Source organism: Dehalococcoides sp. UCH007, assembly GCF_001010485.1.
Taxonomy (GTDB): domain Bacteria; phylum Chloroflexota; class Dehalococcoidia; order Dehalococcoidales; family Dehalococcoidaceae; genus Dehalococcoides; species Dehalococcoides mccartyi_A.
This window is the reverse complement of record NZ_AP014722.1, coordinates 1,194,147-1,217,048: the sequence shown is the minus strand read 5'-3', so window position 1 is coordinate 1,217,048 and position 22,902 is coordinate 1,194,147. Positions and strand designations below refer to the sequence as shown.

Annotated in this window: 25 protein-coding genes, 1 tRNA gene, 1 other RNA gene and 1 pseudogene; 21 read left to right on the top strand and 7 right to left on the bottom strand. The window is 47.5% G+C overall.

Going from position 1 to position 22,902, the window contains the following annotated elements; translation table 11 throughout:
- The 10 genes and pseudogenes from UCH007_RS06485 to UCH007_RS06440 form a co-directional block, all read left to right on the top strand.
- Positions 1–756, top strand: a complete 756-nt coding sequence (locus tag UCH007_RS06485) for a hypothetical protein (protein ID WP_012882542.1) — start codon at positions 1–3, stop codon at positions 754–756.
- A 77-nt stretch (positions 757–833) separates the two neighbouring features.
- Positions 834–3,032 (top strand): DUF3631 domain-containing protein, encoded by a 2,199-nt coding sequence (locus UCH007_RS06480; RefSeq protein WP_046961368.1) that lies wholly within the window; start codon positions 834–836, stop codon positions 3,030–3,032.
- Positions 3,033–3,108, top strand: a tRNA-Gly gene (locus tag UCH007_RS06475).
- A gap of 7 nt (positions 3,109–3,115) precedes the next feature.
- Positions 3,116–3,721 (top strand): Mom family adenine methylcarbamoylation protein, encoded by a 606-nt coding sequence (locus UCH007_RS06470; protein ID WP_226988234.1) that lies wholly within the window; start codon positions 3,116–3,118, stop codon positions 3,719–3,721.
- Positions 3,718–4,353, top strand: a complete 636-nt coding sequence (locus UCH007_RS06465; RefSeq protein ID WP_012882539.1) for a ParB/RepB/Spo0J family partition protein — start codon at positions 3,718–3,720, stop codon at positions 4,351–4,353. The genes UCH007_RS06470 and UCH007_RS06465 overlap by 4 nt, the downstream gene beginning before the upstream one ends.
- Positions 4,350–4,541, top strand: a complete 192-nt coding sequence (locus UCH007_RS06460) for a hypothetical protein (protein WP_012984504.1) — start codon at positions 4,350–4,352, stop codon at positions 4,539–4,541. Before UCH007_RS06465 ends, UCH007_RS06460 begins: the two co-directional genes overlap by 4 nt.
- Positions 4,542–4,595: 54 nt before the next feature.
- Positions 4,596–5,045, top strand: a complete 450-nt coding sequence (locus UCH007_RS06455) for a hypothetical protein (protein WP_046961367.1) — start codon at positions 4,596–4,598, stop codon at positions 5,043–5,045.
- Positions 5,045–5,662 carry a recombinase family protein gene (locus UCH007_RS06450; protein ID WP_012984502.1) on the top strand — a complete coding sequence of 206 codons (618 nt, stop codon included), beginning with the start codon at positions 5,045–5,047 and terminating at the stop codon, positions 5,660–5,662. Before UCH007_RS06455 ends, UCH007_RS06450 begins: the two co-directional genes overlap by 1 nt.
- 1 nt (position 5,663) lies before the next feature.
- Positions 5,664–5,843 carry a hypothetical protein gene (locus tag UCH007_RS06445; protein WP_012984501.1) on the top strand — a complete coding sequence of 60 codons (180 nt, stop codon included), beginning with the start codon at positions 5,664–5,666 and terminating at the stop codon, positions 5,841–5,843.
- Positions 5,836–6,930 (top strand): annotated as a pseudogene (locus UCH007_RS06440) (recombinase family protein); the annotation flags it as partial. The gene UCH007_RS06445 and the pseudogene UCH007_RS06440, both read left to right, overlap by 8 nt.
- 493 nt (positions 6,931–7,423) lie before the next feature.
- On the opposite strand, the gene ssrA reads toward UCH007_RS06440, so the two are convergent.
- Together ssrA and smpB are read right to left on the bottom strand one after the other, a co-directional pair.
- Positions 7,424–7,776, bottom strand: a transfer-messenger RNA (tmRNA) gene (gene ssrA, locus UCH007_RS06435).
- Positions 7,777–7,788: 12 nt separating this feature from the next.
- On the bottom strand, positions 7,789–8,253 hold the full coding sequence (smpB, locus tag UCH007_RS06430) for an SsrA-binding protein SmpB (RefSeq protein ID WP_046961365.1): 465 nt from the start codon (positions 8,251–8,253) through the stop codon (positions 7,789–7,791).
- A gap of 125 nt (positions 8,254–8,378) precedes the next feature.
- Here smpB and UCH007_RS06425 point away from each other — a divergent pair, with 125 nt between their 5' ends.
- Genes UCH007_RS06425 through UCH007_RS06410 form a run of 4 tightly spaced genes read left to right on the top strand, consistent with a single transcriptional unit; the run spans position 8,379 to position 12,264 of the window.
- On the top strand, positions 8,379–8,804 hold the full coding sequence (locus tag UCH007_RS06425) for a Fur family transcriptional regulator (protein WP_012882524.1): 426 nt from the start codon (positions 8,379–8,381) through the stop codon (positions 8,802–8,804).
- A gap of 40 nt (positions 8,805–8,844) precedes the next feature.
- Positions 8,845–9,090: a FeoA family protein gene (locus tag UCH007_RS06420; protein ID WP_023652781.1), complete on the top strand. Its 246-nt coding sequence runs from the start codon at positions 8,845–8,847 to the stop codon at positions 9,088–9,090.
- On the top strand, positions 9,087–10,817 hold the full coding sequence (locus tag UCH007_RS06415) for a ferrous iron transporter B (RefSeq protein ID WP_046961364.1): 1,731 nt from the start codon (positions 9,087–9,089) through the stop codon (positions 10,815–10,817). The genes UCH007_RS06420 and UCH007_RS06415 overlap by 4 nt, the downstream gene beginning before the upstream one ends.
- Positions 10,818–10,866: 49 nt before the next feature.
- Positions 10,867–12,264 (top strand): MFS transporter, encoded by a 1,398-nt coding sequence (locus UCH007_RS06410; RefSeq protein ID WP_046961569.1) that lies wholly within the window; start codon positions 10,867–10,869, stop codon positions 12,262–12,264.
- A gap of 122 nt (positions 12,265–12,386) precedes the next feature.
- Here the strand turns inward: UCH007_RS06410 and UCH007_RS06405 are convergent, their stop codons facing one another.
- Positions 12,387–12,905: a GyrI-like domain-containing protein gene (locus UCH007_RS06405; RefSeq protein ID WP_023652778.1), complete on the bottom strand. Its 519-nt coding sequence runs from the start codon at positions 12,903–12,905 to the stop codon at positions 12,387–12,389.
- Between the two features lie 124 nt (positions 12,906–13,029).
- On the opposite strand from UCH007_RS06405, the gene UCH007_RS06400 reads away from it, so the two are divergent.
- Complete coding sequence (locus UCH007_RS06400) at positions 13,030–13,806, top strand: DUF7839 domain-containing protein (protein ID WP_023652777.1); 777 nt, start codon at positions 13,030–13,032, stop codon at positions 13,804–13,806.
- 50 nt (positions 13,807–13,856) lie between these two features.
- Here the strand turns inward: UCH007_RS06400 and crcB are convergent, their stop codons facing one another.
- On the bottom strand, positions 13,857–14,249 hold the full coding sequence (crcB, locus tag UCH007_RS06395; protein WP_012882518.1) for a fluoride efflux transporter CrcB: 393 nt from the start codon (positions 14,247–14,249) through the stop codon (positions 13,857–13,859).
- A 249-nt stretch (positions 14,250–14,498) separates the two neighbouring features.
- Positions 14,499–14,954: a BlaI/MecI/CopY family transcriptional regulator gene (locus UCH007_RS06390; RefSeq protein WP_012882517.1), complete on the bottom strand. Its 456-nt coding sequence runs from the start codon at positions 14,952–14,954 to the stop codon at positions 14,499–14,501.
- A gap of 280 nt (positions 14,955–15,234) precedes the next feature.
- Here UCH007_RS06390 and UCH007_RS06385 point away from each other — a divergent pair, with 280 nt between their 5' ends.
- Genes UCH007_RS06385 through UCH007_RS06360 form a run of 6 tightly spaced genes read left to right on the top strand, consistent with a single transcriptional unit; the run spans position 15,235 to position 21,459 of the window.
- Positions 15,235–16,056: a class I SAM-dependent methyltransferase gene (locus UCH007_RS06385; protein ID WP_046961363.1), complete on the top strand. Its 822-nt coding sequence runs from the start codon at positions 15,235–15,237 to the stop codon at positions 16,054–16,056.
- Between the two features lie 4 nt (positions 16,057–16,060).
- A complete protein-coding gene (locus tag UCH007_RS06380; RefSeq protein WP_046961362.1) occupies positions 16,061–17,689 on the top strand; it encodes an ABC transporter substrate-binding protein in 1,629 nt (542 codons plus the stop codon).
- Positions 17,690–17,749: 60 nt separating this feature from the next.
- The gene (locus UCH007_RS06375; protein WP_023652773.1) at positions 17,750–18,724 is read left to right on the top strand and encodes an ABC transporter permease; all 975 of its coding nucleotides are present in this window, start codon (positions 17,750–17,752) and stop codon (positions 18,722–18,724) included.
- A 1-nt stretch (position 18,725) separates the two neighbouring features.
- Positions 18,726–19,565: an ABC transporter permease gene (locus tag UCH007_RS06370; protein WP_023652772.1), complete on the top strand. Its 840-nt coding sequence runs from the start codon at positions 18,726–18,728 to the stop codon at positions 19,563–19,565.
- Positions 19,562–20,530, top strand: a complete 969-nt coding sequence (locus UCH007_RS06365) for an ABC transporter ATP-binding protein (protein WP_046961361.1) — start codon at positions 19,562–19,564, stop codon at positions 20,528–20,530. Before UCH007_RS06370 ends, UCH007_RS06365 begins: the two co-directional genes overlap by 4 nt.
- Positions 20,524–21,459, top strand: coding sequence for an ABC transporter ATP-binding protein (locus UCH007_RS06360; RefSeq protein ID WP_046961360.1), 936 nt, complete (start codon positions 20,524–20,526; stop codon positions 21,457–21,459). The genes UCH007_RS06365 and UCH007_RS06360 overlap by 7 nt, the downstream gene beginning before the upstream one ends.
- A 32-nt stretch (positions 21,460–21,491) precedes the next feature.
- On the opposite strand, the gene thyX is transcribed toward UCH007_RS06360, so the two are convergent.
- Positions 21,492–22,079, bottom strand: coding sequence for an FAD-dependent thymidylate synthase (thyX, locus tag UCH007_RS06355; protein ID WP_046961359.1), 588 nt, complete (start codon positions 22,077–22,079; stop codon positions 21,492–21,494).
- A gap of 138 nt (positions 22,080–22,217) precedes the next feature.
- Entirely contained in the window at positions 22,218–22,730 is a 513-nt protein-coding gene (locus tag UCH007_RS06350) for a MarR family winged helix-turn-helix transcriptional regulator (RefSeq protein WP_023652768.1), read from the bottom strand.
- Positions 22,731–22,902 lie beyond the last annotated feature (172 nt).

The window sequence follows — 22,902 nt, the reverse complement described above, 5'->3', positions numbered from 1 at the left end:
ATGAAGATGTTTGGTTTTCGTAATGCCGTGGCTTTATCTAGCTTTGTAGAATTATATTATAGCTCAAATACATTCAAAAAGGATGTAGAGCAACTCGCTAGGTATTTACCAAATTACAGAACAGCGTCTCATGGGCTCACCAAAGCAGACATTAAAAAGATTTTTTTGGTTAACGACGATTCTGATTACTTCGGAATAACAAATCAATGGGTTGAATTATGGGGTAAGCGCAAATCGCAATTATCAACAATAGTGATACAAAAGATTAATGAGGTAACTGAAAAATGGGGATTAAGATGTTTTTGGGGAGAAGGGTTTGTCTTAACATGTGCTCAAGCTGCAAAATCAGGCCTTTGGCTTGGTATCATTTTGCCTACAATGCTTTATAAAGTGCCAGGCAAGCAGGTAAGTATAACGCTTGCAATTGATGGTTTAGAGACGAATAAGGATCTTAAAGAACGTATAAGTGGATTAGCTGTTGAGGCTGAGGGGAAAAGAAAACAACTCCGCAGCTATTGGAATAGAATAGGCTATGAAACTAGTATTCAAGATAATTTAGTAAAAGCTGTAAGTTGGTTATTCATGAGGGTAACCCCACCGTATATTTCACCTGGCAAGATAGCTGAAGAGGAAAATAGTGATTACATTCATGTTCAACGGGAATATCAAAAGATTGCTAAGCTATTAGGTATTAAACTTGCAAAAGGTTGGATCAAGGGCCGCAAGCGTATTTATGATCGTCGTGTGGGAAACTAAATAAGCATAAAAAATGGTCTAAAATTATTGCTTGTTTAGTGGTTTATTAGAATAAATTAGTATTCGATAATCGGTGTATGAAAAGTACGCCGATTATTCTTTTCAATATAGATGATTTCCTAAGTCGATTACCCGATGCCAGAAAAGTGAGAGATAATCACTGGGTTGCCTCATGTCCAGTGGAAGGCCATTCTACTCCTCAAAATCACCTGTCTATTACGGATGTTGGAGATAAGGTCTTACTAACATGCTTTTCGAATCGAAATCATAGTTATCAGCAGATCTGTCAGGCACTTGGTCTTAAATCTGACTCTCAGCCAACTGAATTTAAGCGTTGTATAGATTCTCTATACGCCTACAAAGACAGAGATGGAAATCTCCTCTATCAGGTAGTCAGATACAAGCCTAAATCCTTTGCTCAAAGAAGACCAGATGGCAGGGGTGGCTGGATCTATAACCTTAAGGGAATTACTCCGGTTCTCTATCGCCTACCCGAACTATTAGCTACGCCTCAGGACCATGTGATTTTCATAGCCGAAGGGGAGAAGGGAGCTAATTCTCTGGTTGAGCATGGCCTAAATGCCACCTGTTCTCCTATGGGGGCAGGAAAGTGGAGAGAGGAATACAATTCAGCCTTCACCAACCGTAGTTTAGTCATCCTGCCGGATAATGATGAACCGGGAGAAAACCATGCCCAACAGGTGTTTGACTCCCTATCAAAAGTAACTCCCACTATTCAAATACTTCACCTGCCAGGTTTGAGGGAAAAAGAGGATGTGTTTGATTGGTTTGCGCAAGGGCATACCGCGGAAGAACTCCTTGAATTAGTCGAATTAATTCCTTCTCAATCAGACCTTGACCTTCCAGCTTTGCTTGATGACATCGCTAGCTTTATTAGATCTTATGTTGTCCTGTCTGACTATCAGCTTCAGGCAATAACCTTATGGGTTATTCATACCCATACCATAGAAAGTGCAGTCACTACCCCCTACTTGAATATCTATTCAGCCGAGAAAAGAAGTGGCAAGACTAGGCTTCTTGAGGTATTGGAAGTACTGGTTGCCCGTCCCTGGTTTACCGGACGGGTAACCTCAGCCGTACTTGCCCGCAAGGTAGATGCTGAATGCCCTACTCTCCTTCTGGATGAATCCGATGCTGCCTTCAAAGGTGAAAAGGAATACTCCGAAACCTTGCGGGGGATACTCAATACCGGATACCGAAGGGGCGGCAAATCCTCAGTCTGTGTGGGCAAAGGGGCGGATATTTCCTATAAAGACCTATCCACCTTCTGCCCCAAAGCAATTGCCGGCATTGGTAAGCTACCGGGCACTCTTGCTGACCGGAGCATCCCTATCCAGCTTAAACGCCGGAATGCTAATGAGACAGTTGCAAAATTCCATCCCCGAAAAATCCCAACTGAAATTCAGAGCTTGAAAGAGAGATTAGTTCAGTGTACTTCCATTGGTTTAAGTGAGATTGAACTTATCATACCCTCTGAACTTGATGACCGGGCGGCTGATTGCTGGGAACATCTCCTAATCATTGCAGAAACAGCAGGCAATTCATGGCCTGAAAAAGCCCGCAAGGCAGCCATTGCTTTAATGACTGGAGAAGTTAGGCAAGACGATTCACTTGGGATCCAACTTCTAACTGATATACGGGAAATAACTAAAGATAAAAGTGAGCATATATCTTCTGCTGACTTAATCGAGGCTCTCCTCAAGGTAGATGAATCTCCATGGTCAGACCTGAATGGCAGATCTCTTAATGCCAGAAGACTGGCTGCTCTACTTAAAACTTATGGTATCCACAGCCAAACAATCAGACAAGGCAGCCGAACTTTCAAAGGTTACCAAGTCGCTGATTTTCAAGATGCTTTTAACCGCTATCTTTCTAAGAATGGACTTCAATCCGTAACATCCGTAACAGATAGCTTTGAGCCAATCGTAAAATATGAGCCAAATTCATCCGTAACAAATGGTCCGAAAGAGCAAAATGTTACGGATAATCCCCAAAGCTACGCCAATCGTAATGTTACGGATGTTACGGATAAGACCCTGTTTATCAGAGAAAAAGACAAAAATGAGCTGGATGATGAGTCCGAATCGGATACTTCCTGCGAAGTTTTAGACTCATGGAGAAAGACAGCTATTCCGGCTTGGAGACGGGTTTTAAAAGAAAGTATCAGTCAGGGGGATATAAAACGCGAGGAATATGCAAGAAAGATGCTTCAGGAAGTCTTAAAAGACCCGGCCTACCGGGAGGTCCAGCCATGAGCGCCGCTAGTGTAATGGTAAGCACGCCACTCATCCAGAGTGAAGGTCGGGGTCCGACTCCCACGGCGGCGCTCCAGTCTATCATGGTCAAACCCCTGCCCTTTGTGGCAGCCAAGGCAATACTTGAGAAATATCACTATCTTCACTCCATGCCCGGTGGAACCAAGCTTGCCTTTGGAGTCTTTCTGGGTGATAGGCTCTATGGTGCGATTACTTTTGGTTCAGGACCAGCCAACGTCTACCGGATGGTAGAGGGGGCAAAGCCCTCGGATTGCTTAACACTCTCAAGGCTTTGGCTTTCAGACGAACTCCCCTCCAACTCGGAATCCCGCGTCTTAGGGATAGCCCTCAGGGCTTTAAAGCGCTTCACCCGGATAAGGTTTTTAGTCAGCTATGCCGACCCTGCTCAAGGGCATATTGGCACAATCTATCAGGCAACCGGCTGGGTCTATACCGGACTATCTGAAGCCATGCCCATGTTTGATATCGGGGACGGCAAACCTAGGCACTCCCGGAGTTTAAGCCACACCTACGGTAGCCATTCAGTCAAACACTTTGAATCCTGTGGGGTAAAGGTAAGGGTAGTACCCCAGAGCCGGAAACACCGCTATTTCTACTTTCTGGATACGGATTTTCAAGGCAAACTCAAGGTACTCCCTCAAGCCTACCCTAAGAAAGAGGCAATATGAAAGTGATTGAAATACCCGTCAACAAGTTATGTGAAGCCCCATGGAATCCCAACCAGATGGACGAAGGGGTAAAACAGCTGCTAAAAAACAGCCTCTCCCGGTACGGGCTGGTAGAGCCACTGGTAGTCAGGCCGAGTGGTGAGGATGGTTTTGAAGTTCTGTCCGGCAACCAAAGGCTTAAAGTTTTAACAGACCTCAAACAAGAAGCTGTCCCCTGCGTGGTAGTAGAACTTAATGATACCGAAGCCATGCTGCTAACTCAGGCACTTAACGGGCTTAAAGGGCAGGATGATTTGGCACTCAAAGGGGCTTTACTCAAGGAAATTCTCTCAGTCATACCCGAAAGTGAAGTCTTATCCCTGCTGCCTGAAACCCGAAACAGCCTCCAAACCCTTTCCATGATAAATGAAGAAGATTTGGCTGACCACTTAAAAGCTTGGGAACAGGCTCAAACTGCCAAACTCAGCCACCTACAGCTTCAATTTACCAGACCCCAGCTTGAGACAGTTCAGGAAGCAGTCAGTTTAATTCTGCCAGTGGCCAAAGATTCCAAAGAAGATAACCCCAATACCAGAAGCACAGCCATCTTTTTGCTTTGTAAATTCTATATAGAAAGGAGGCAGCCGGAATGAATGAGATAGCCTGCCCGATTTGCACAAGCCACTTAAATATCAGGATGGCCAAAGGCAGGGCTTCTAATAAACCCTTCATCATGCTCATTTGTCCGAAAGACGGCCGGCATTTCCGGGCGTTTATCTCGGACCAGACCTATATCAATAAAGTGCTTGAAGAGAAGACTAAAGGTATGAGGGAGGGGTAGCCGCCATGTGGCGGAATATATGTATGTACAAACATACAGAAAGGGGAATAAAGCATGACCAGTTTAAAAGAATGTTTTGAAAGCGGAGTAGCCCTGATTGGAATGAAGAACTGCATGACCCTCTTCCAGACGGCCTATAGTATGTCTCTAGAAGGAAACAGACGGGCAACTGCCGGGGAGATAGCAGCAAGAGCTGCTAGCCAGTTTGGGCTCAAGATAAGTCCCTCTAATGTGGGGCAAGCCTTTAGTGCCATGAGTATTGCCACAACTATATCACGCGGAAAGGCAAAGTATGTACTTAACCCAACCGAGCTTGAGCCGATTCTTAGAGTAGGGAAAGAAGAATGCACCGAAATCTCAGATAAACTTGAGGAATCACTCTCCGAATATCAGGAGATTGCTGGAAGGGTTGATGGGCTGATAAACCAGCTCCGAGAAGCCCTTAGACTAGATGGAGAAGAGCGTAAACTCAGGGCACAAATCAGGCAGGTGCGGGGCGAGTAATGAAGGTGGCCATCTACCATAAAGTTCCAAGTTCGGAAAGAGGGAAATCCATTTCCCCTCAGGATATAAGGGAGTTTGCCCTTGCGCAAGGTTGGGAGATTTATAACTGTTATCAGGATTACGTCTCTCCCTCTGGCAACTCCCGGCGAACTGGCTGGATTGAGCTAATGGTAGATGCCAGACAACACAAATTTGAACTGATCCTTATCCGTCGTTTAGATCAAATCTTCCGCTCGGCAACAGAGGCTGCCAAAATCTTAAAAGAGCTTAAGTCAGCCGGAACTGGCCTTCGGTCTTATTCTGAACCATGGTTTGATACGGTTTCTGTCTCTGGTGGGGTCCTTTACCACCTAACCCTGTCCTATGCAGCACTTGAAAAGAATCGACAGCATCGAAAGCTTAAGTCTGGTTTGGCCCATGCCCGTAAAATGGGCTGCCAGACAGGGCGGCCAAGGGTAACCCAAAGGCCGCACTTCAACCAGGCTTATGGAGACATTTTAGAGCGTCTGAGGGCTGGCCAGATCTCAAGACGGCAGGCTGCCAGGGCACTTGGCATTGGCTACGCCACCTTAAAACGGCTTATTGATTCCAAATATCAAGGATTAAGGGGTTCATGATATGCCAGAGAGATTACCCTGTCAGGAGAAAGACTCGTTGACGGGTATACCCTGTACCTATACACTGTCCGCCAATTCTGACAAGAGTGAGGTGGACCAGTTAATGATAAAAGAATTTCTAAATGCCTTAGCCGAAGTGGCCTTATCAGTTGCATCCCGGGGGGATTATCAAAATGATTGAGTGCAAGAGAGCGGTTGCTTATGTCCGGGTCTCTTCGGCTTCACAGGTTGAGGGTTACTCTCTGGATGCTCAGGAAAGGCTATTTACCGAGCTCTGCAAGAACCGGGGTTGGCAGGCTGTGCATATATATCGGGAAGAAGGCAAATCCGCCCATGTAGACAGTATTAATAAACGACCCGTCTTCAGGAAACTCCTTGAAGATGCAGCCAAAAATGAATTTGAGATTGTAGTTGTACATACACTTGACCGCTGGTCGAGGAATCTTACCGTTACTCTGGAATCATTAAAACTACTGGGCAGGTACGGGATAGGGCTGGTCTCTATTGTTGAAAATCTGGATTATTCTAAACCGGACGGTATCCTTTTCACCCAGATGCTGGGGGCATTTGCCCAGTATTTCAGTGAAGCCTTAAGTACCCATGTCAGAAAAGGACTTGACCAAAGAGCCAGGGAAGGCAAACACAATGGCTGTATCCCATTCGGCTATGAATCCTGCTGGGAGACAGGCGAAAAGGGAGAGAAGAAAAGGCGCTGTGAGCAGGAACACCCCGGAGGACTTCACATCCATTCAAGGGAAGGGCCAGCCGCAGCCGAGCTATTCCGACGATACTCCTCCGGTACAACAACACTTTCGCAGCTGGCTATCTGGCTAAATGAACAGGGATTTCGTACCCGTAATACCAGGAATCTGCCTGATGCCAACGGAGAATTGGTTTCAGGGCCAAGACTATTCACCAGTTCCTCGGTCAGAAATATCCTGCATAACCCCTTCTATACCGGGCAGATAAACCACCGGGATGAAATCCTAGCCGGTGCCCATGAAGCCTTAATCAGCCGGGAACTGTTTGATACTGTTCAACTGGCCTTAAAAAAGAATTCGGGCAGATCTGAAACCTTAAATACCTCACCTAATAGAGAGTATCTGCTGAAAGGACTGGTCAGGTGTGCCTATTGCGGAATGCCAATGTGGGCTCAGACTTATAAAAGTGGAAACAGCTACTACCGGGAGCATAAAGCCTCAAGAAGTATACAGGAATGCCCCGGACATGGCGGCACCATAGCTTGCCATGTAATAGATAACCAGATAAAGGAACTTGTTTCCGCTATAGAGCTTGGTCCTGGCTGGCTTGAGGAAGTACTCTCTATCATAAGCCTTAAGGATGAAGTGGAAAGAGTTAAGAAAGAAAAAGAGCAGGTAACCGGCAAACTCCACCGTATGGCCAAAACCTATATAGACGGGCTTATTCCTGAGGAAGAATACTTAAGGCAGAAGAGACTTCTGGAACTCAGTCTGGAATCACTGGTAGTACCCGACTATGATGCCTCTGAACAGGCTGGGAAACTCATCCAGAATCTGCCTGTACTCTGGGGTAAAGCTAACCTTACTGAACAGAGAAAGATACTCCTGACCATGCTGGACGGGGTGTATGTGGATGTGAAACAGAGCCGCTCGGTGATTGCAGTTAAGGTGAAGCCGCCCTTTAAACCCATTTTTCAGGTGGCGGTATCAAAGAAGGAATCCAGAATACGTATCTTAAACGAGCCTTTGGGTACTTCACCCGCCGGCTCGTCCGTGTTTCTGGTGGAGACGGGGGAGGGTCGAACTCCCCGTCCAGAAAAGATGACCCAGGATCTACTACAGGATTAGCCGTCTATTTAATCTTGTCTGGCTAGCTTTTGCCGGCCTAATTTAGCCAAACCAGCCGATATTTCTTTCGTTCCCCTCATCGGCGTTGGGGAAACGGCACCTCAACTAATCGGCACCCAAACCCGGCCCGTTGAGGTGGGGCCAGGCAGGATGTGCTGGTTTTATCTAGCCAGCAAGAACGAGTTCACGTTCGCCAGTTGTTTTTTGCCACCTGTTTAATGAGGTGGATGGCACCTCAGCCTGCAATCCAGTAGCCTACCTTCCCTGTCGAAACCACGCGTCCCCATAATATTGGTATTAACGGCGGAAATTGCGGTGTTTTATTTCCCGCTTCAGTTCACGCTCGGTATCCCGCTTAGTAATGGTATCCCGTTTGTCATATAGCTTTTTACCCCGCCCCAGTGACAGCTCTACCTTGGCAACATCGTTTTTAAGGTAGATACGCACCGGTACGAGAGTCAGCCCTTTTTCCTTGACCTTTGACATAAGCAGGGCTATTTCTTTGCGGTGCATAAGCAGTTTGCGTTCCCGCAAAGGTTCATGGCTGGTATGTCCGCTGCACTGGTAAGCTGATATGTGGGCGTTTACCAGCCAGAGCTCTCCCCCCTGAGGTTTAACATAAGCATCTCCCATATTTACTCTGCCGCCCCGGAGGGATTTTATCTCTGTGCCCAGTAGTACTATCCCTGCTTCGTATTTTTCTTCCAGGAAATAGTTATGAAATGCTTTGCGGTTAGTTGTCAGGGTTACGTATTCTGCCATATGTATTATATCATACCCCAGACTGCTTGCCCCTTACAATTATCCTCGGGAGATGCTTGACGGGCAAGTCTGCTTGTCATATACTAATAATAGTAATCGTTATTGATAATAAGGGGGGCAGGGAGATGAATAGTACCATACCCGCCAATGTTCAGATTGGTACCCGTGCCAGCCGTCAGCGTCAGGCTGTGCTGGAGGTTTTGTCTAAGGCTAAGGGGCACATGTCTGCCGTAGATATTTACCAGAAGGTGCAGAAAAAGTTCCCTAAGGTGAGTTTGGGGACTATTTACCGCAATCTGAAAACCCTTAGAGAAGCCGGCCTTATTGAGGAAATTCATCTGGATGAGCATACCCATTACTATGAAATAAAGACCGGCGGCGAGCACTACCATTTGCTGTGTTTGGGTTGCGGCAAGGTGGTGGAGTTTAAGTATCCGCTGGAATATATGCTCAGTAATGTGCCTGAGGCCAGCGGTTTTCGGGTTTTAAATACAGATTTGCGTTTCAGCGGATATTGTGCCGCCTGCTCCAAAAATGAAGATTCCCGTTAAAACCTGGCAAGTAAATTATTTTATATAGACAAGGATACATATGGCTCAGCAAATAGTTTCTCTGGCAAATTTGAAAAACGGTAGCCGTGCCCGGGTGTGCAGCATTGAAGGCGGGGCCGCCGTTAATAACCGCCTGGCGGCTTTGGGGCTTAGGCCGGGCAAGGAATTAACTAAAATCAGCGCCATGTCATTTAAAGGGCCGGTTACAGTAAAGGTTGACGGAACCCAGCTGGCTATGGGGCATGGCATGGCTTCCAAAGTAATGGTGGAAGTTGCCGGTATATGAAAAAAGTCTTGCTCTTCGGTAATCCCAATGTGGGTAAAAGTGTGGTCTTTACCCGCTTGACTGGCGTCCAAACCATGTCTGCCAATTATCCCGGTACGACTGTAACTTTCAGCCGCGGCCAGATGAAGCTGGGTGATGAAATTGCCGAGGTTATAGACGTACCCGGTTCTTATACCCTTGAACCCACCTGTGAAGCGGAGACAGTGGCCAGAAAAATGCTGGATGAAGTGGCGTCTGACAAAGATGGAGAAGTAATTATCCTGAATGTGATAGATGCCACTAATCTGGAAAGAAACCTGTATCTTACCCAGCAGCTTCTGGAAAGGGGTTTGCCTACTGTTATAGCTATGAATATGTGGGATGAAACCCGCCACAAGGGCATAAAAATAGATTTGGATAAGCTTTCGGAAATACTGGGAGTGCCTATAGCCCCCACTTCCGCCACCAGCGGCGAGGGGATTAAACAGCTGGTGGTCCAGTTGCTTTCACCCAAAGTGCCGGTGCTGACCGAGCAGGGGCAGGATGAACGCTGGCAGCGTATCGGCGGTATTATCCGTGAGGTTCAGCAGATAACCCACCGTCACCATACCATTGGGGAGAGGCTGGCGGATGCCAGTGTCAGCCCGGTTTTGGGTGTCCTGATGGCGGTATTCATTATGGCGGCAGTTTTTCTGGTGGTGCGGTTTGTGGGTGAGGGACTGATAGCGTATGTATTTGACCCCATTTTTAATAATCTGTGGGCGCCGGTAGTCCATTCTTTGTCAGATGCTTTGGGCGGCAGCGGTTTCCTGCACGGGCTGCTGGTGGGTGATGTAAGCGGCGGGGAAATAAACTTTAAAGAGTCTTTGGGGCTGCTTACCAGCGGATTATACGTGCCGTTTGCCATGGTTCTGCCTTACATAGTAGCCTTTTACCTGGTCTTGGGCATACTGGAAGATACCGGCTACCTGCCCCGTCTGGCGGTGCTGCTGGACAATGTAATGCACCGGCTGGGGCTGCACGGGTTTGCCTTTATACCTACCCTGCTGGGATTAGGCTGTAACGTGCCGGCTATTATGGCTACCCGCAGTCTGGAAAGCAGACGTGAGCGCTTTATTGCGGCTACATTGGTTTCGGTAGCTGTGCCCTGTGTTTCCCTGCAGGCTATGATAATAGGTATGCTGGGGGGATTCGGGATAGGGTATGTTTTTCTGGTTTTCGGTACCCTGTTTGCAGTCTGGCTGGGGCTGGGTATGATTCTTAACAAGATTACTCCCGGTTTCAGCCCGGAACTATTACTGGAAGTGCCTCCCTACCGCCTGCCCCCTGTCAATCTTGTGCTGAAAAAGCTGGCTTTCAGGATTAAAAGTTTTCTCAAGGAAGCTTTACCCATAATACTGGGGGTAGTGGCAGTTATAAATATTCTTAGTTTTACCAAGGTATTTGACGTTATTGCCAAAGCGGCCGAGCCGGTGGTGACCGGTATTCTGGGGTTGCCGTCTGATGCGGCTGTGCCTCTGGTGGTGGGTTTCCTGCGCAAAGATGCGGCTATGGCTCTTTTAGGTCCTTTGGATATGGGGCCTGAACAGCTGGTGGTGGCCAGTCTGGTACTGGCCATGCTCTTCCCCTGTATAGCATCTCTGGTGATACTTTTCCGCGAGCTGGGGCGGAAAGATGCCTTGAAATCAGTGCTGGTTATGCTGGTTGCGGCTATAGGGGTGGGAGGACTTATGAATCTTATCCTGTAATCAGGTTTGATTTTTCTGCAAGGGGTATTTGGATTATAATAAACAGATTATGGCTCAAATAAACTTGCCTAAAAAACAGATAAGCCAGGAAGCCGTACTGTTGGTAACCACCCTAAGTGCGTTCCTGACTCCTTTTATTTCTTCTTCTATCAATATCGCGTTGCCTTCCATGGGTGAAGAGTTCGGTATTGATGCTGTACACCTCAGCTGGATAGCCACCGCCTTTATTTTGGCGGCGGTAGTCTGTCTGGTGCCTTTCGGACGGCTGGCGGATATATACGGACGTAAACGCATACTGACTATCGGCATTATTATTTACACGCTGGCGTCTATTTCTTCAGCGCTTTCCACCAATGAGGCCTGGCTGATATTCAGCCGTATTATTCAGGGTATAGGCGGTGCCGGTATATTCGGTACTTCCGCTCCCATTCTTATTTCGGCTTTTCCCCTCAGTATGCGGGGGCGGGTGCTGGGTATAAATGTGGCGGCAGTTTATATAGGATTGTCTGCCGGGCCTTTTCTGGGGGGCTTTCTTACCCAACACTTCGGCTGGAGGAGTATTTTCTGGTCAAATGTGCCTCTGGGGTTGCTGATTATCGGGTTTATTTTCTGGAAGATGCGCGGTTGGGATATGGCTGAATCCAGAGGCGAAAAATTTGACTATATGGGTTCGTTGGTATACGGGCTTGGGGTGGTAGCTGCTATGGCCGGTACCACTATTTTACCTGATCCGTCTGCAATCTGGTATATACTGGCTGGGATTATAGCTTTCAGTATGTTTATCTGGCGGGAGCTGAATTATACCAGTCCTATTTTTGACGTACGTTTGTTCACAAAAAACCGTCCGTTTATTTTGTCCAATCTGGCGGCCCTTATAAATTACAGTGCTACTTTCGGGGTGGGCTTCTTGATGAGTCTGTATTTGCAGTATATAAGGGGTTTCAGCCCCCAGTCTGCCGGGCTGGTGCTGGTGGCTATGCCTATTATTCAGGCTGGTCTGTCTCCTTTTGCCGGGCGGCTGTCAGACCGTATCCAGCCGCGTTTTGTGGCTACCGCCGGTATGGGTTTGACGACTATCGGACTGGCCCTCTTATCAACTCTGAGTATGGACACTCCGCTGGTATTTATAATCATATCGCTGGTACTGCTGGGGATGGGCTTTGCCCTGTTCTCCTCACCGAATACCAACGCGGTTATGAGTTCGGTTGAAAGAAAACATTACGGGGTGGCTTCCGGCACGCTCTCTACTATGCGTCTTTCCGGCCAAATGATAAGTCTGGCAGTGGTTATGTTCTTGTTTTCCCTGATATTGGGGCCGGTAAATATCAGCCCTGAAAATTATGAAGGTCTGCTGACTAGTATGCGTACTGCCATGATACTCTTTACTACCCTGTGCTTTATCGGGATATTTGCGTCTCTGTCCAGAGGCAATACCCGAAAACCTTAAGCGGGCTTTGACTGCCACACCTCCAGGAAACGGCTTTTGAGTCTTTGCAGTCTACTTACTGCTAAAGAGAAAGTAAGCCGTATATGACCAAGGAATTTATGCTGACTTCTTGGTGCGGCCTGTTATTTGATTTTCTTAATCTGGTAACGGATAAGGGTTTTTAGTACTTTGGCATCCGGTTTGGATTGATATTCCTCTTCGTGCGGACCGGCTATTTCATAACCGTTTTCGGCAATAAACTTGTGCAGACGTTCTACGGTTTCCATTTCCTGGTCATATGAGCCCAGATGAAGTATTTGAGCTACCGTGCCGTATTCCCATGTTTCCAGCTTTACTTCAGTATCCGGCATTTTTTGGGGTAATGAAGTTGTGTTTTCAGGTACCGGTATACCGGCAATAATAACCCATTCTTCCTTCGGGGATAGGTTGGCATTGGGGTAGCGGGCACGCGGACAGCTCACTTTGAATGATTCCAGCCCCTTTTTAAGCAGGTCAAATTTCATGGTGTATACAGAGCCGAAAAGAGCAGGGAATATCTGGGAGAAAACCTTGTCCGGAGCACCTTTTCCTCGAACCGCCGCCATCTTTTGGGCGGGCATATCCATTATTACCGGGTCAGTTTTCAGTTTGCGCGGAGACATAAAAACCTCCTTAAACGGGATATTTGAATGCAAGTATAACACTCTTTTTTGCCTTGGTTAAGACTGCTTTGCCATAAATATGCACATTGTAAGCTGATGGTTTAGCCGTTATAATAAACCTGATATGGTAGAGATACTTCGGAACAAGAGTTTTGCCACCCGCTTCCAGATACTTATAGAGATAGCCACCCACGGGCCTACTATTCAGCAAAGGGCTATAGCTCAGGAGTTGTCTATTACCCCGCAGGCAGTCTCGGATTATATAAGCCAGCTGGAAGGCGAAAGCATGATTACCTATCTGGGGCGTTCCCGTTATCAGATAACCCGCGAAGGGGTGAACTGGGTGCTCAAGAACGTCCGTGAGGTAAAAGCCTATTTTGACGGGATAGACAGCGTCATAAACGGGATAGTGATATCCCCCGCTATTGCTGAAAAGGATATCAAAAAGGGTGAGCAGGTAGGGTTAAAGATGATAAACGGCCTGCTTTTTGCCACCGCTGATTGTCAGACCAAATCCACCGGAATTGCTGAAGCAGACGCCAAGGCAGGTGAGGATGTGGGTGTACGCAATATACAGGGTCTGATTGAATTCAGCTATGGGATTGTTTCGGTGCTGGTTGTGCCGGGTATTGCCAAAGGCGGCTCACGTCATATTGATTTGGCACTTATAAAAACCAAACTCAAAGGGGTTGGCCATGTGGGGGCGATAGGGCTTGAATCTGTGGCGGCGCTTCACCGTGCCGGCATAGAGCCGAATTACCTTTATGATGTTTCCGGAGTGGTGATAGATGCCGCTTTGCATGGGCTGTCTTCGGCAGTGGTGTGTACTGAAGAGGATGTGTATGCTCTGGTATCCAGCCTGAAAGACCGCAATATCGAGTATTCTCTAACCAGTCTTTAGGTTGTAAATTAGGTATAAACAAAAACAGCCTCCTTTAGGAGGCTGTTTTATTAGGTACCGCTGTTTTGTTTCAGGAGACCGCCCAGATATGCTCCTATGAATACCATCAGCAGACCCAGCACTACGTTGGCCAGAATATTGGATAATCCGCTTACATAGTTGCCAGTTCTGAAACAGTCTAAAGTTTCATAACTGAAAGTGGAAAAAGTGGTGAAAGCTCCCAGAAAACCGGCTGTAAGCATGAGTTTCAGGTGGGTATTGTGGTTGCCGGAGCTGAAGCCCCACTGCATCAGGAAGCCTAATACAAAACAGCCCAGGCAGTTTACAATAAGAGTTCCGTAGGGAAAGCTTTCTCCCAGAAGCTTGATAGAAAGATTATTTAATCCGTAACGGCTGACTGCACCCAAAGCTCCGCCTGCCGCCAGCAGCAGTATCTCGCTCAAGAAAACACCTCTTTTAAATGCTGATGAATAATATACCGGGAAACGGGCGTTATCTGCCCAGTAATAACTGCGGTTAAAACAGGCAGTGGTTAACTGACGGTATACATCAGATAAAGTATTCTAGCAGAAGAATAAAATAAATTGAAATCAAGCGGTTTTGAGGGACTGCCGCTCCCGCCATCCCTCCGGCTGGAGACAACAACTGTCAAAAGCGGAGGAATAACGGTGGCTGATAAACAGGGTTTTAGATTATTCGTATTCTACGAAATAGTTGGTCAGTTTGGTATTTACCGAATTGAACAACTTATCTGAAAGCTCAAGGTATTTGTCTTTTTCTTCCTGAGAGAAGCAGTCAAAAATATCCTTTGCGTAATCATTAAATAACTCCGGGTTATGCCTGGCGCGGTGGTCTTCGGTTATCTGGTAAACAGTCTTGCGGCCAATCTTCTGTTTTTCCAAATAGCCTTTGTCTACCATGCGGTTCATAATTTGCAGCAGGGTGTTTGGCTCTTTGATAATCAGACGGGCCATGGTATCCACATCAGCCTTGCCCAGATTTCTGAGCATATTCAGGATAGACATTTGCTCAAGGGTATATTCGGTATCGTGAGCCATCCGCTTTTGCATATAACGCAAAATACCCAGATAAGTGCAGCTAAAGTGATGATAAAGTCTGTGATTCAGGTTGTCGAACATTTCTACCATTATGCTTTTTGTTTCTTTCTCCCATTAAATAAAACGTGCGGGTCATTATAACATATCAGGGCAAGTACTTTAAAAAAACACGCATATATAACTGAAGTAACATGTGTATAGCACTATGCATTGGTTTCCCGGCTTTGCAGTCTTCTGCTTGGGTGGACGGGTTTAGCGGGGTTATTTCCTGAGTTTTAAAGAGGGTGTCTGCGTCTTGACGGGAGGCGGTGTTTATTGTATTCTAATGCAACTAGTTGCAATTGCTTAATATCGCATAATGGATGGTAATATGAACAGACCCGCTTCTGAAATAGATTGGGCTAAAGCTTGGGATGATGCTACCGCCCAAAGAGGGCTGAGGGCAAACCTTGAGCGGCAGGGGCACAGCCGCGAGGATTTCTGGCAGAAATACCAGACATGGATGAGCCTGTATGTCAACCGTGATTACCCCGGTAAACTGCTTGATAGGATTTTAGATATTACCCACCAGGGTGAAAGTCTGCTGGATATAGGGGCGGGTGCCGGTTCGTTTGCCATTCCTTTGGCTCTTCACGGGGTCAATGTAACTGCGGTTGAGCCTTCACCCAGACAGTCCGGTGCGCTTGCAAAAGAAATTCAAAAAGAGTCTCTGGCGAATATCAGAATAGTGCATGACGAGTGGGAAGCCCTATTGCCAGAGGAAATAACTAAGCATGATCACGTGATGGCGGTATATTCGCTGGAGATGGAAAATATCCGTCCGGCACTGGAGAAAATGATAGCGGTTGCTGCTAAAAATGTGCTTCTTGTACACACTGCAGGCAACGATCTGCGACCTGCCTTGAAAACCCTTTTCGGACTGCAGGCGTCACCTGATTATATTTATATCTACAACATACTCTACCAGATGGGTTTCAGCCCTGATGTAGAGGTGTTTTGCCGTGATTATAAGATACCGCTGGAAGTGCAGCTGGAAATGTTTTCTTACAATCCCGGGCTCAATCCGGATGAGCTTGCGAAGCTGAAAGAGCATCTTTCAGATAGCGGTAAAACTTTTACTGAGGGTGGACAGGTTTGGCTGAAACGCCAAAACCGGGATGCCCTTATCTGGATAAAAAAGGAGGTACAGTAATCTGGTGATTGGGAATTGGAAAAAATTTAAGAAAGTGTGGCTGCTGGGTCTGGCGGCAGTGATATCGCTGAGCCTGTTTGCCGCCTGTGAGCAGATAACCCCGAATGCCGATAATACCGAGATTGTTACCCTGAAGGTTGGTTCTACCAAACCTTTCAAGACTGTCAACCGCTTCAGTGACTACTGGTACGGGGTACTAACCAATCTGACTACCCATGACAGCCTGATAAGGCTGGGGGATGACATGTCCGTCAAGCCTTGGCTGGCCAAGTCATGGACAGTGTCGGATGATGCCATGACATTTGTCTTTACTATTGTAGACAATGCCTACTGGCATGACGGTACCAAACTGACGGCTGAGGATGTGGCCTTTTCAGTAGAGTACTACCGTGATTACATTGCGTCAGCCAGCTGGATGAAAGATGTTATAGAAGATGTAAGCTTTTCGGGGGATACGGTTACTTTGAGTTTGTCTCGTCCTTACGGCAACCTCTTGACCGAGTTTATGACCTATTCGGTTGTACCCAAACATATCTGGCAGGATGTGGACGACCCGCTTAAGTATAACCAGCCGGATATGACAGTCGGTTCAGGCCCATTTGTATTTGAAAGTTTTGACCTTGCTTCCGGCAAGTTTATTTTCAAGGCTAACGAAGACTATTTTCAGGGCAAGCCAACTGTTGACCGCCTTGAAGTGGATATCTACCAGAATATGGATGCTTTAGTTTTATCACTGGCTAATGGTGATATAGATACCTGGTGGGATTATTCGGGTACTTTTCCCTATACCAGCATACCCGCCCTGATAAAGTCAGGCAAAGTGGATTTTGAGACCAGCACCTATCTGGGTGTTCCGTCTGCATTGGGTTTTAACCTTGAAGACGGCCCTGCCAGTGACATAAATGTCCGCAAGGCTATTGCTGCGGCTATAAACTACCAGCAGATAATAGAATACTTTTATGCGGGTTACGGCAGTGTGCCTACCACTGGTTTTGTTCCCCCCACCCACCCCAACTACAATGCAAATCTGCCTTCTTTGGCATATAATCCTGCAGAGGCAAATGCCCTGCTGGATGCGGCCGGGTTGATGGATACAGACGGGGATGGCATTCGTGAAGATGCATCCGGCCAGAACATTTCCCTGAGGCTGCTGGCCAGATCTGATCAGTCTACCAATATGCGTCTGGCTGAAATACTGCGGGATGCCCTGTCTGAGATTGGGCTTGGGGTAGAAATAAGGGCACTTGACCTTTCGGCTTGGGCTTCGGTGAAGGATGCCCTTGATTATGATATGGTTCTCTTCGGGGCTACTCCCTGGGGGACCCTGATGCATGCCGGGCATGGTTCGGGCTACTTTGATTCCAGACGTACCGGTCAGGGTGTTTTGCACAATCTGGATGTGGCTGAATATCTGGCCGCCTGTGATGCCAGACTGGCTACGGCTGATCCTGCCCAGCAGGCTATACTGGACCTGCGGATACAGGAACTTACCGCCGAATATTTGCCGGGTATTGCCCTGGCCTGGACAGAGAGTGTTTACCCCTACCAGCAGGGTTGGTCAGGCTGGGTGATAGACAGTATCTACGGAGGAGTTTTTAATGGCTTCTCCTTCTTGAGTGTTCGGTCTCCCTAATGTATTATGGCTGACCGGGGTTTCTAGACTCCGGTCAGCCATAATACATTCTATAAAGATATGCAAAGACATTATCATCCGGCGGCCGGTTTTCTGGGTAAGGCGCTGCGTTACGGCATCGTACTGTTAGTTATCATTGCCTTAAATTTTCTGATTCCCAGGGTTATGCCGGGTGACCCGGTTAAAAATATTCTTGGTGAACAGGCCTACTACACCGCCGAGGATGTGGCCGCTCTTTCAGTTGAACTGGGGCTGGACAAACCTATATATCAGCAGTTTGGTGATTATCTGGGCGGACTGTTTGGAGGAGACTGGGGTTACTCATACCTGTATATGCAGCCGGTTCTGGAGGCAGTGGGCGGGCATTTGCTGTGGACACTGGTGCTTATCCTGCCGGCTATTATACTGGGAGCATTGCTGGCCGGTTTTGCCGGACTAGTAGCGGGTTATTTCCGCAAGACTCCGCTGGACATAGGCCTTACCAGCGGCTTTATGCTGATTTACGCCATGCCCCATTACTGGATTGCCATGCTGATGCTTATGTTTTTTAGTTTTAATCTGGGCTGGTTTCCCATGGGCAAGGTTACCTCAGGCGGACTGAGCGGTTTGGCTTATTTTACAGACCTGTTTTGGCATATGGCTTTGCCGCTGCTGGTTGTTACCCTGTTTAAGGCTGCTTATGATTTCTTGATTATGAGAAATACGGTTATCTCCATCTGCGGGGAAGATTATATACTGATGGCCAGAGCCAAGGGGCTTAGCCGCGGGCGGATTCTTTTTAAACACATACTCAGAAATTCACTTGCCCCGCTGGTAACGGTTACCGCCATACAGTTCGGCATGCTTTTTTCGGGAGTTCTGCTGGTGGAAACCGTTTTTTCCTGGCCGGGCATGGGGACACTTATTTATGAAGCTATAGGGGCGCGTGATTATCCTCTTATACAGGGTGCGTTTTTGATTATTGCAGTCTGTGTGCTGCTTGCAAATATGACGGCAGATTTGCTTTACAGACGTCTTGACCCGAGGGTTGCTTGAGATGAATATCATTAGCAGTCTGCGCTCAAACAAGCTGCTCTTTTCCGGGGCAGTGCTGCTGGGCATATTCGTGCTTTCGGCCGTATTTGCACCGCTGATTTCCCCGTATGACCCGTGGACTTACGGGCAGGCTTTTCTGCACCCTTCTGCCCAGCATCTGCTGGGGACTAATGATGTGGGGCAGGACATATTTTCCGAGCTGGTTTATTCCGCCAGAGTGTCCCTTTGGGTGGGGTTTGCCGCTGCCTCTCTGGCTACTTTGCTGGGGGTGGCGGTAGGTATCTGGGCCGGATTTCGCCGCGGCTGGCTGGATAATGTGCTGATGGGTACGGCAGATATATTTCTGGTTATACCGGCTTTGCCTTTGGTAATACTCCTTTCGGTATATCTGGGACCCAGCATCTGGAATATTATTCTGGTTATTGCGCTGACGCTTTGGCCAGGGACGGCAAGGGTAATCCGCTCACAGGTAATTACTATCCGCCAGAGCGGTTATGTGGAATCTGCCCGCATTATGGGGGCAAGTGAATTCCGCCTGATGTGGCGGCATGTGCTTCCCAATGTATTGCCATTGGTGGCGGCCAAGTTTATTCTGGCAGTGGCGGTGGCTTTGCTCCTTGAGGCTTCCATGAGCTTTTTGGGTTTGGGTGATCCCTCCCAAAAGAGCTGGGGCATGATGCTTCATTACGCTTTTTCGCGGGGAGGTTTTGTCCAGAACCTGTACTGGTGGTATCTGCCGCCCGGGCTGTGCATTACCCTGTGTATACTGGGGTTGACATTTATTAATATGAGCTTTGAAGACCGTACTGACCCGCGGCTGCAGAGGATACTGGACAGATGAAAAACCTGCTTGAAGTTTCCAACCTGCACGTATATTTTGAGACTCCGGCCGGGCTGGTGCGGGCTAATAACGGGCTTGATCTGCAGCTTGAAGCGGGTGGCAGTCTGGGCATTATGGGTGAGAGCGGCTGCGGCAAAACGGTGCTTGTCTATACCTTGCTGGGGCTGCAGCAACCCGGCAAAATCATGAATGGCAGCATACTTTTTAAAGGCAGGGAGTTGGTAAATCTGCCCGAAGCTGAGCTGAACAATATAAGGGGCAGACAGATTGCCCTTATTCCCCAAAACCAGTCTACTGCCCTGAACCCGCTTTTAAAGGTGGGTGAGCAGATTAGTGAAATTGAAACCGCCCTGAAAATTCCTGACACAGGGCTGGACAACGCAAAACATCTGCTTGCTGAATTGGGACTGGGGGATATACATTCGGTTGAACATATCTTGAAAAGCTATCCCCACCAGTTGTCCGGGGGTATGCGCCAGAGGGTGCTGACTGCTATGGCTCTGCTTGCCGAGCCTGACTTGCTGGTGGCAGATGAACCCACTACCGCCCTTGACGCAAGTACCCGTACTACCGCTTTGAATATACTGAAAAAGTCCTCAAGTAAAACCAGTTTGCTTGTTATCAGCCATGACCTGCCTGCGTTGAAAACCCTTTGCCCGAAACTAGCGGTAATGTATGCCGGCAGGGTTGTAGAGTACAGTGATACTGAAAGTCTGATGGAAAACCCCCGCCACCCATATAGCCGTATGCTTATGAAATATCAGCAGTCCGCAGGTTTTTTGAATATGCCTTTGACAGGTTTTGAAAGCCGGGATTTATTAGGTGATGACAAGGGTTGCAGCTTTGCCCTGTTCTGTCCCCAGGCAACCGCAATTTGTTTAAAAGAAATACCGCAGGAAGTTTGTCTGGAGAGCGGCAGGGTGGTTTGTCATTTGTATACCCGAAATGGGGTGCAAACGTGTTAAAAGCTGAAAACCTGTCAGTTAATTTTGTAGTCAGACATAACCCTTTGGTACGCCTTAAGCACCCGGACCATACTATCAAGGCTGTTTCAGATGTGAGTATCACACTGGAAAAGGGTGAAATACTGGGGCTGGTAGGTGAAAGCGGCTCCGGTAAAACTACTCTGGCCAGAGCTTTGGCAGGATTGGTTCGCCCTTCTGCCGGTGTGGTTGAATATAAAGGGCAGGATCTGCAAAAGATGGAAGACCCTGAGTTCAAAAAGTACCGCCGTGAAGTCCAGTTAATGCTGCAGGACTCGGACGCCACTTTAGACCCCCGCATGAGGGTTACAGGGCTTCTGGAAGAACCTCTAAAGATAAACCGTCACTTAAACAAGGCTGAAATGCAGCAATCGGTTTCAGCCGTTATGGAGAAAACTTTTATTCCGCCTTCGCTTTCTGGCCGCTACCCGGTAGAACTATCCGGCGGGCAGCGTCAGCGGGTGTCACTGGCCAGAACTATATTGGTAAGACCTGAAATAATAATTGCTGATGAACCTTTAAGCGGGCTGGATACTATTTTGCGTTACCAGCTGCTCAGGCTTATGCTGGAGCTTAAAGAAGAATATGGTTTGAGTTATCTGCTTATTTCACATGACCTGCAAATGGTTAGTTCGGTTTGCAGCCGTTTGGCGGTTATGTACCGAGGCAAGCTGGTTGAAGTGATGGGGAAAGAAAATATATCCCAGGCTGTTCACCCTTATACCAAAATGCTTATGGCAGGGCTGGCACTGGAGCTTGAAGATGGGCACGACCTGCATCACCATGACGAAGACGGATGCGGCTGCGGTTTTGCTGGGCGCTGCCCGTTGCATCTGCCGGTTTGCCATCAGGAAGCGCCGCCTTTGAAGATGGTTTCCGAAAATCACCTCTGTGCCTGCCATTTAATCTGATACAGGCAGGGTAAAATATTATTAAGCGCTGTTTAGAGGTCTCCGAATATTTTGGGGGCTTCTTTTTGTAGTATCTCTTTTATACGGCCGGCTACGGCCCGCATTTCCGGCTGGGCGGATGGGGCGGTACGCAGTTTCAAGATATGCCGCAGTTCGCGGAAATTCCAGGTGCAGATAATCTCAGTGGCGCAGGCATTAGGCAGTACGTAACGGGCAATTTCTGCTTTTATACCTACCTCAAGCAGTTTGCGGTATGAATCCCAGGCACTTTCCATGGCCTCTTTAAATAAATCCAGTTTGGCGTCGTTTCCTTCGGCTATTTCAGGCGGGGTGATAAACTCGGCCTGATTTTCCTTCACGTAACGCTGGCTCCGCTGGGAGTAACTGCCAATGCGGTGTCTGACTAGTTCGTGGGTAACCACCCGTGATGCCTTTATATAAAAAGTGGCAGACACATGTTCAAGCAGACTTTCATGCCCCTGTTTGATACGGGTTTGAAGCCAGTCCTGGCTGCTGCCCTGTTTACTGCCGCTGGCGTAACACAGCCGCCCGGCCTGTTCGGCCAGATTTTCGGCATCAGGGGTCATAGCCAGCAGTTTTACTTCTACATTATATTCCATAAGAGGTGTCTCCTTATGCCGAAAGGATACCAATTCGGGAGTATTTTCACAAGCGGAAAAAGCATAAATGAGGTCTGATAAAAATATAGGTGGCAGGTATTTCCGGAGCGGGCAAACGGGGTATCGGAGAGAATACCGTCAGAGTATCTGGCTGTCAGATTCGTGAATCTGCTCAAGTTTGCGTTTTGCATTGTACTTGGAGGATGAAGTTTGGGTTATGGATTTATCTCTTATTCTTAAGAGCATATTTTCCAGCAGTTCCAACTCCTCGTCAGACAGGACATCAAATATTTTGCGTGTTTCAGCAAGATTAGTGTTTATAATCTCTCTTAGCTGAGTGCCCTTTTCGGTAATGGTGACCCGAATCATGTTTTTTCTTTCCAGGTCTTTGCTTAGTTCAACCAGCCCTTTTCTCTCCATGCCCCTCAAAATGGCGGTAATAGTGTTGGGCTGACGTAAAAAAATCTCGGCTATGCGGGTGGGTGTCATAGTTTTGTCTTTAGTGTGGTAAAGCCGTTCCAGTATGCCTGCCTGTTCCGGTGAAACTCCATACTCCATCAGGTCTTTTCTGCGTACGTGGTAGGCTGCCGTTCTGGCCTGCATAAGAATTGACCATATTTTGTAGCCGTCTTTTCTTAGTCTGTGAGTCATATAACCTTCTTGTATTAAGCAGATTTGCCTACTACCTGTATGTGTTTATTAAACAATAATTCGGAGGATAAATACAAATATATGTTGAAAATATACTAAATGCCTAGGCTTCTAAGCCATAAAGCTTATTGACCTCTGAAATATCGAAAACTATAATCGTATACTAGTATCG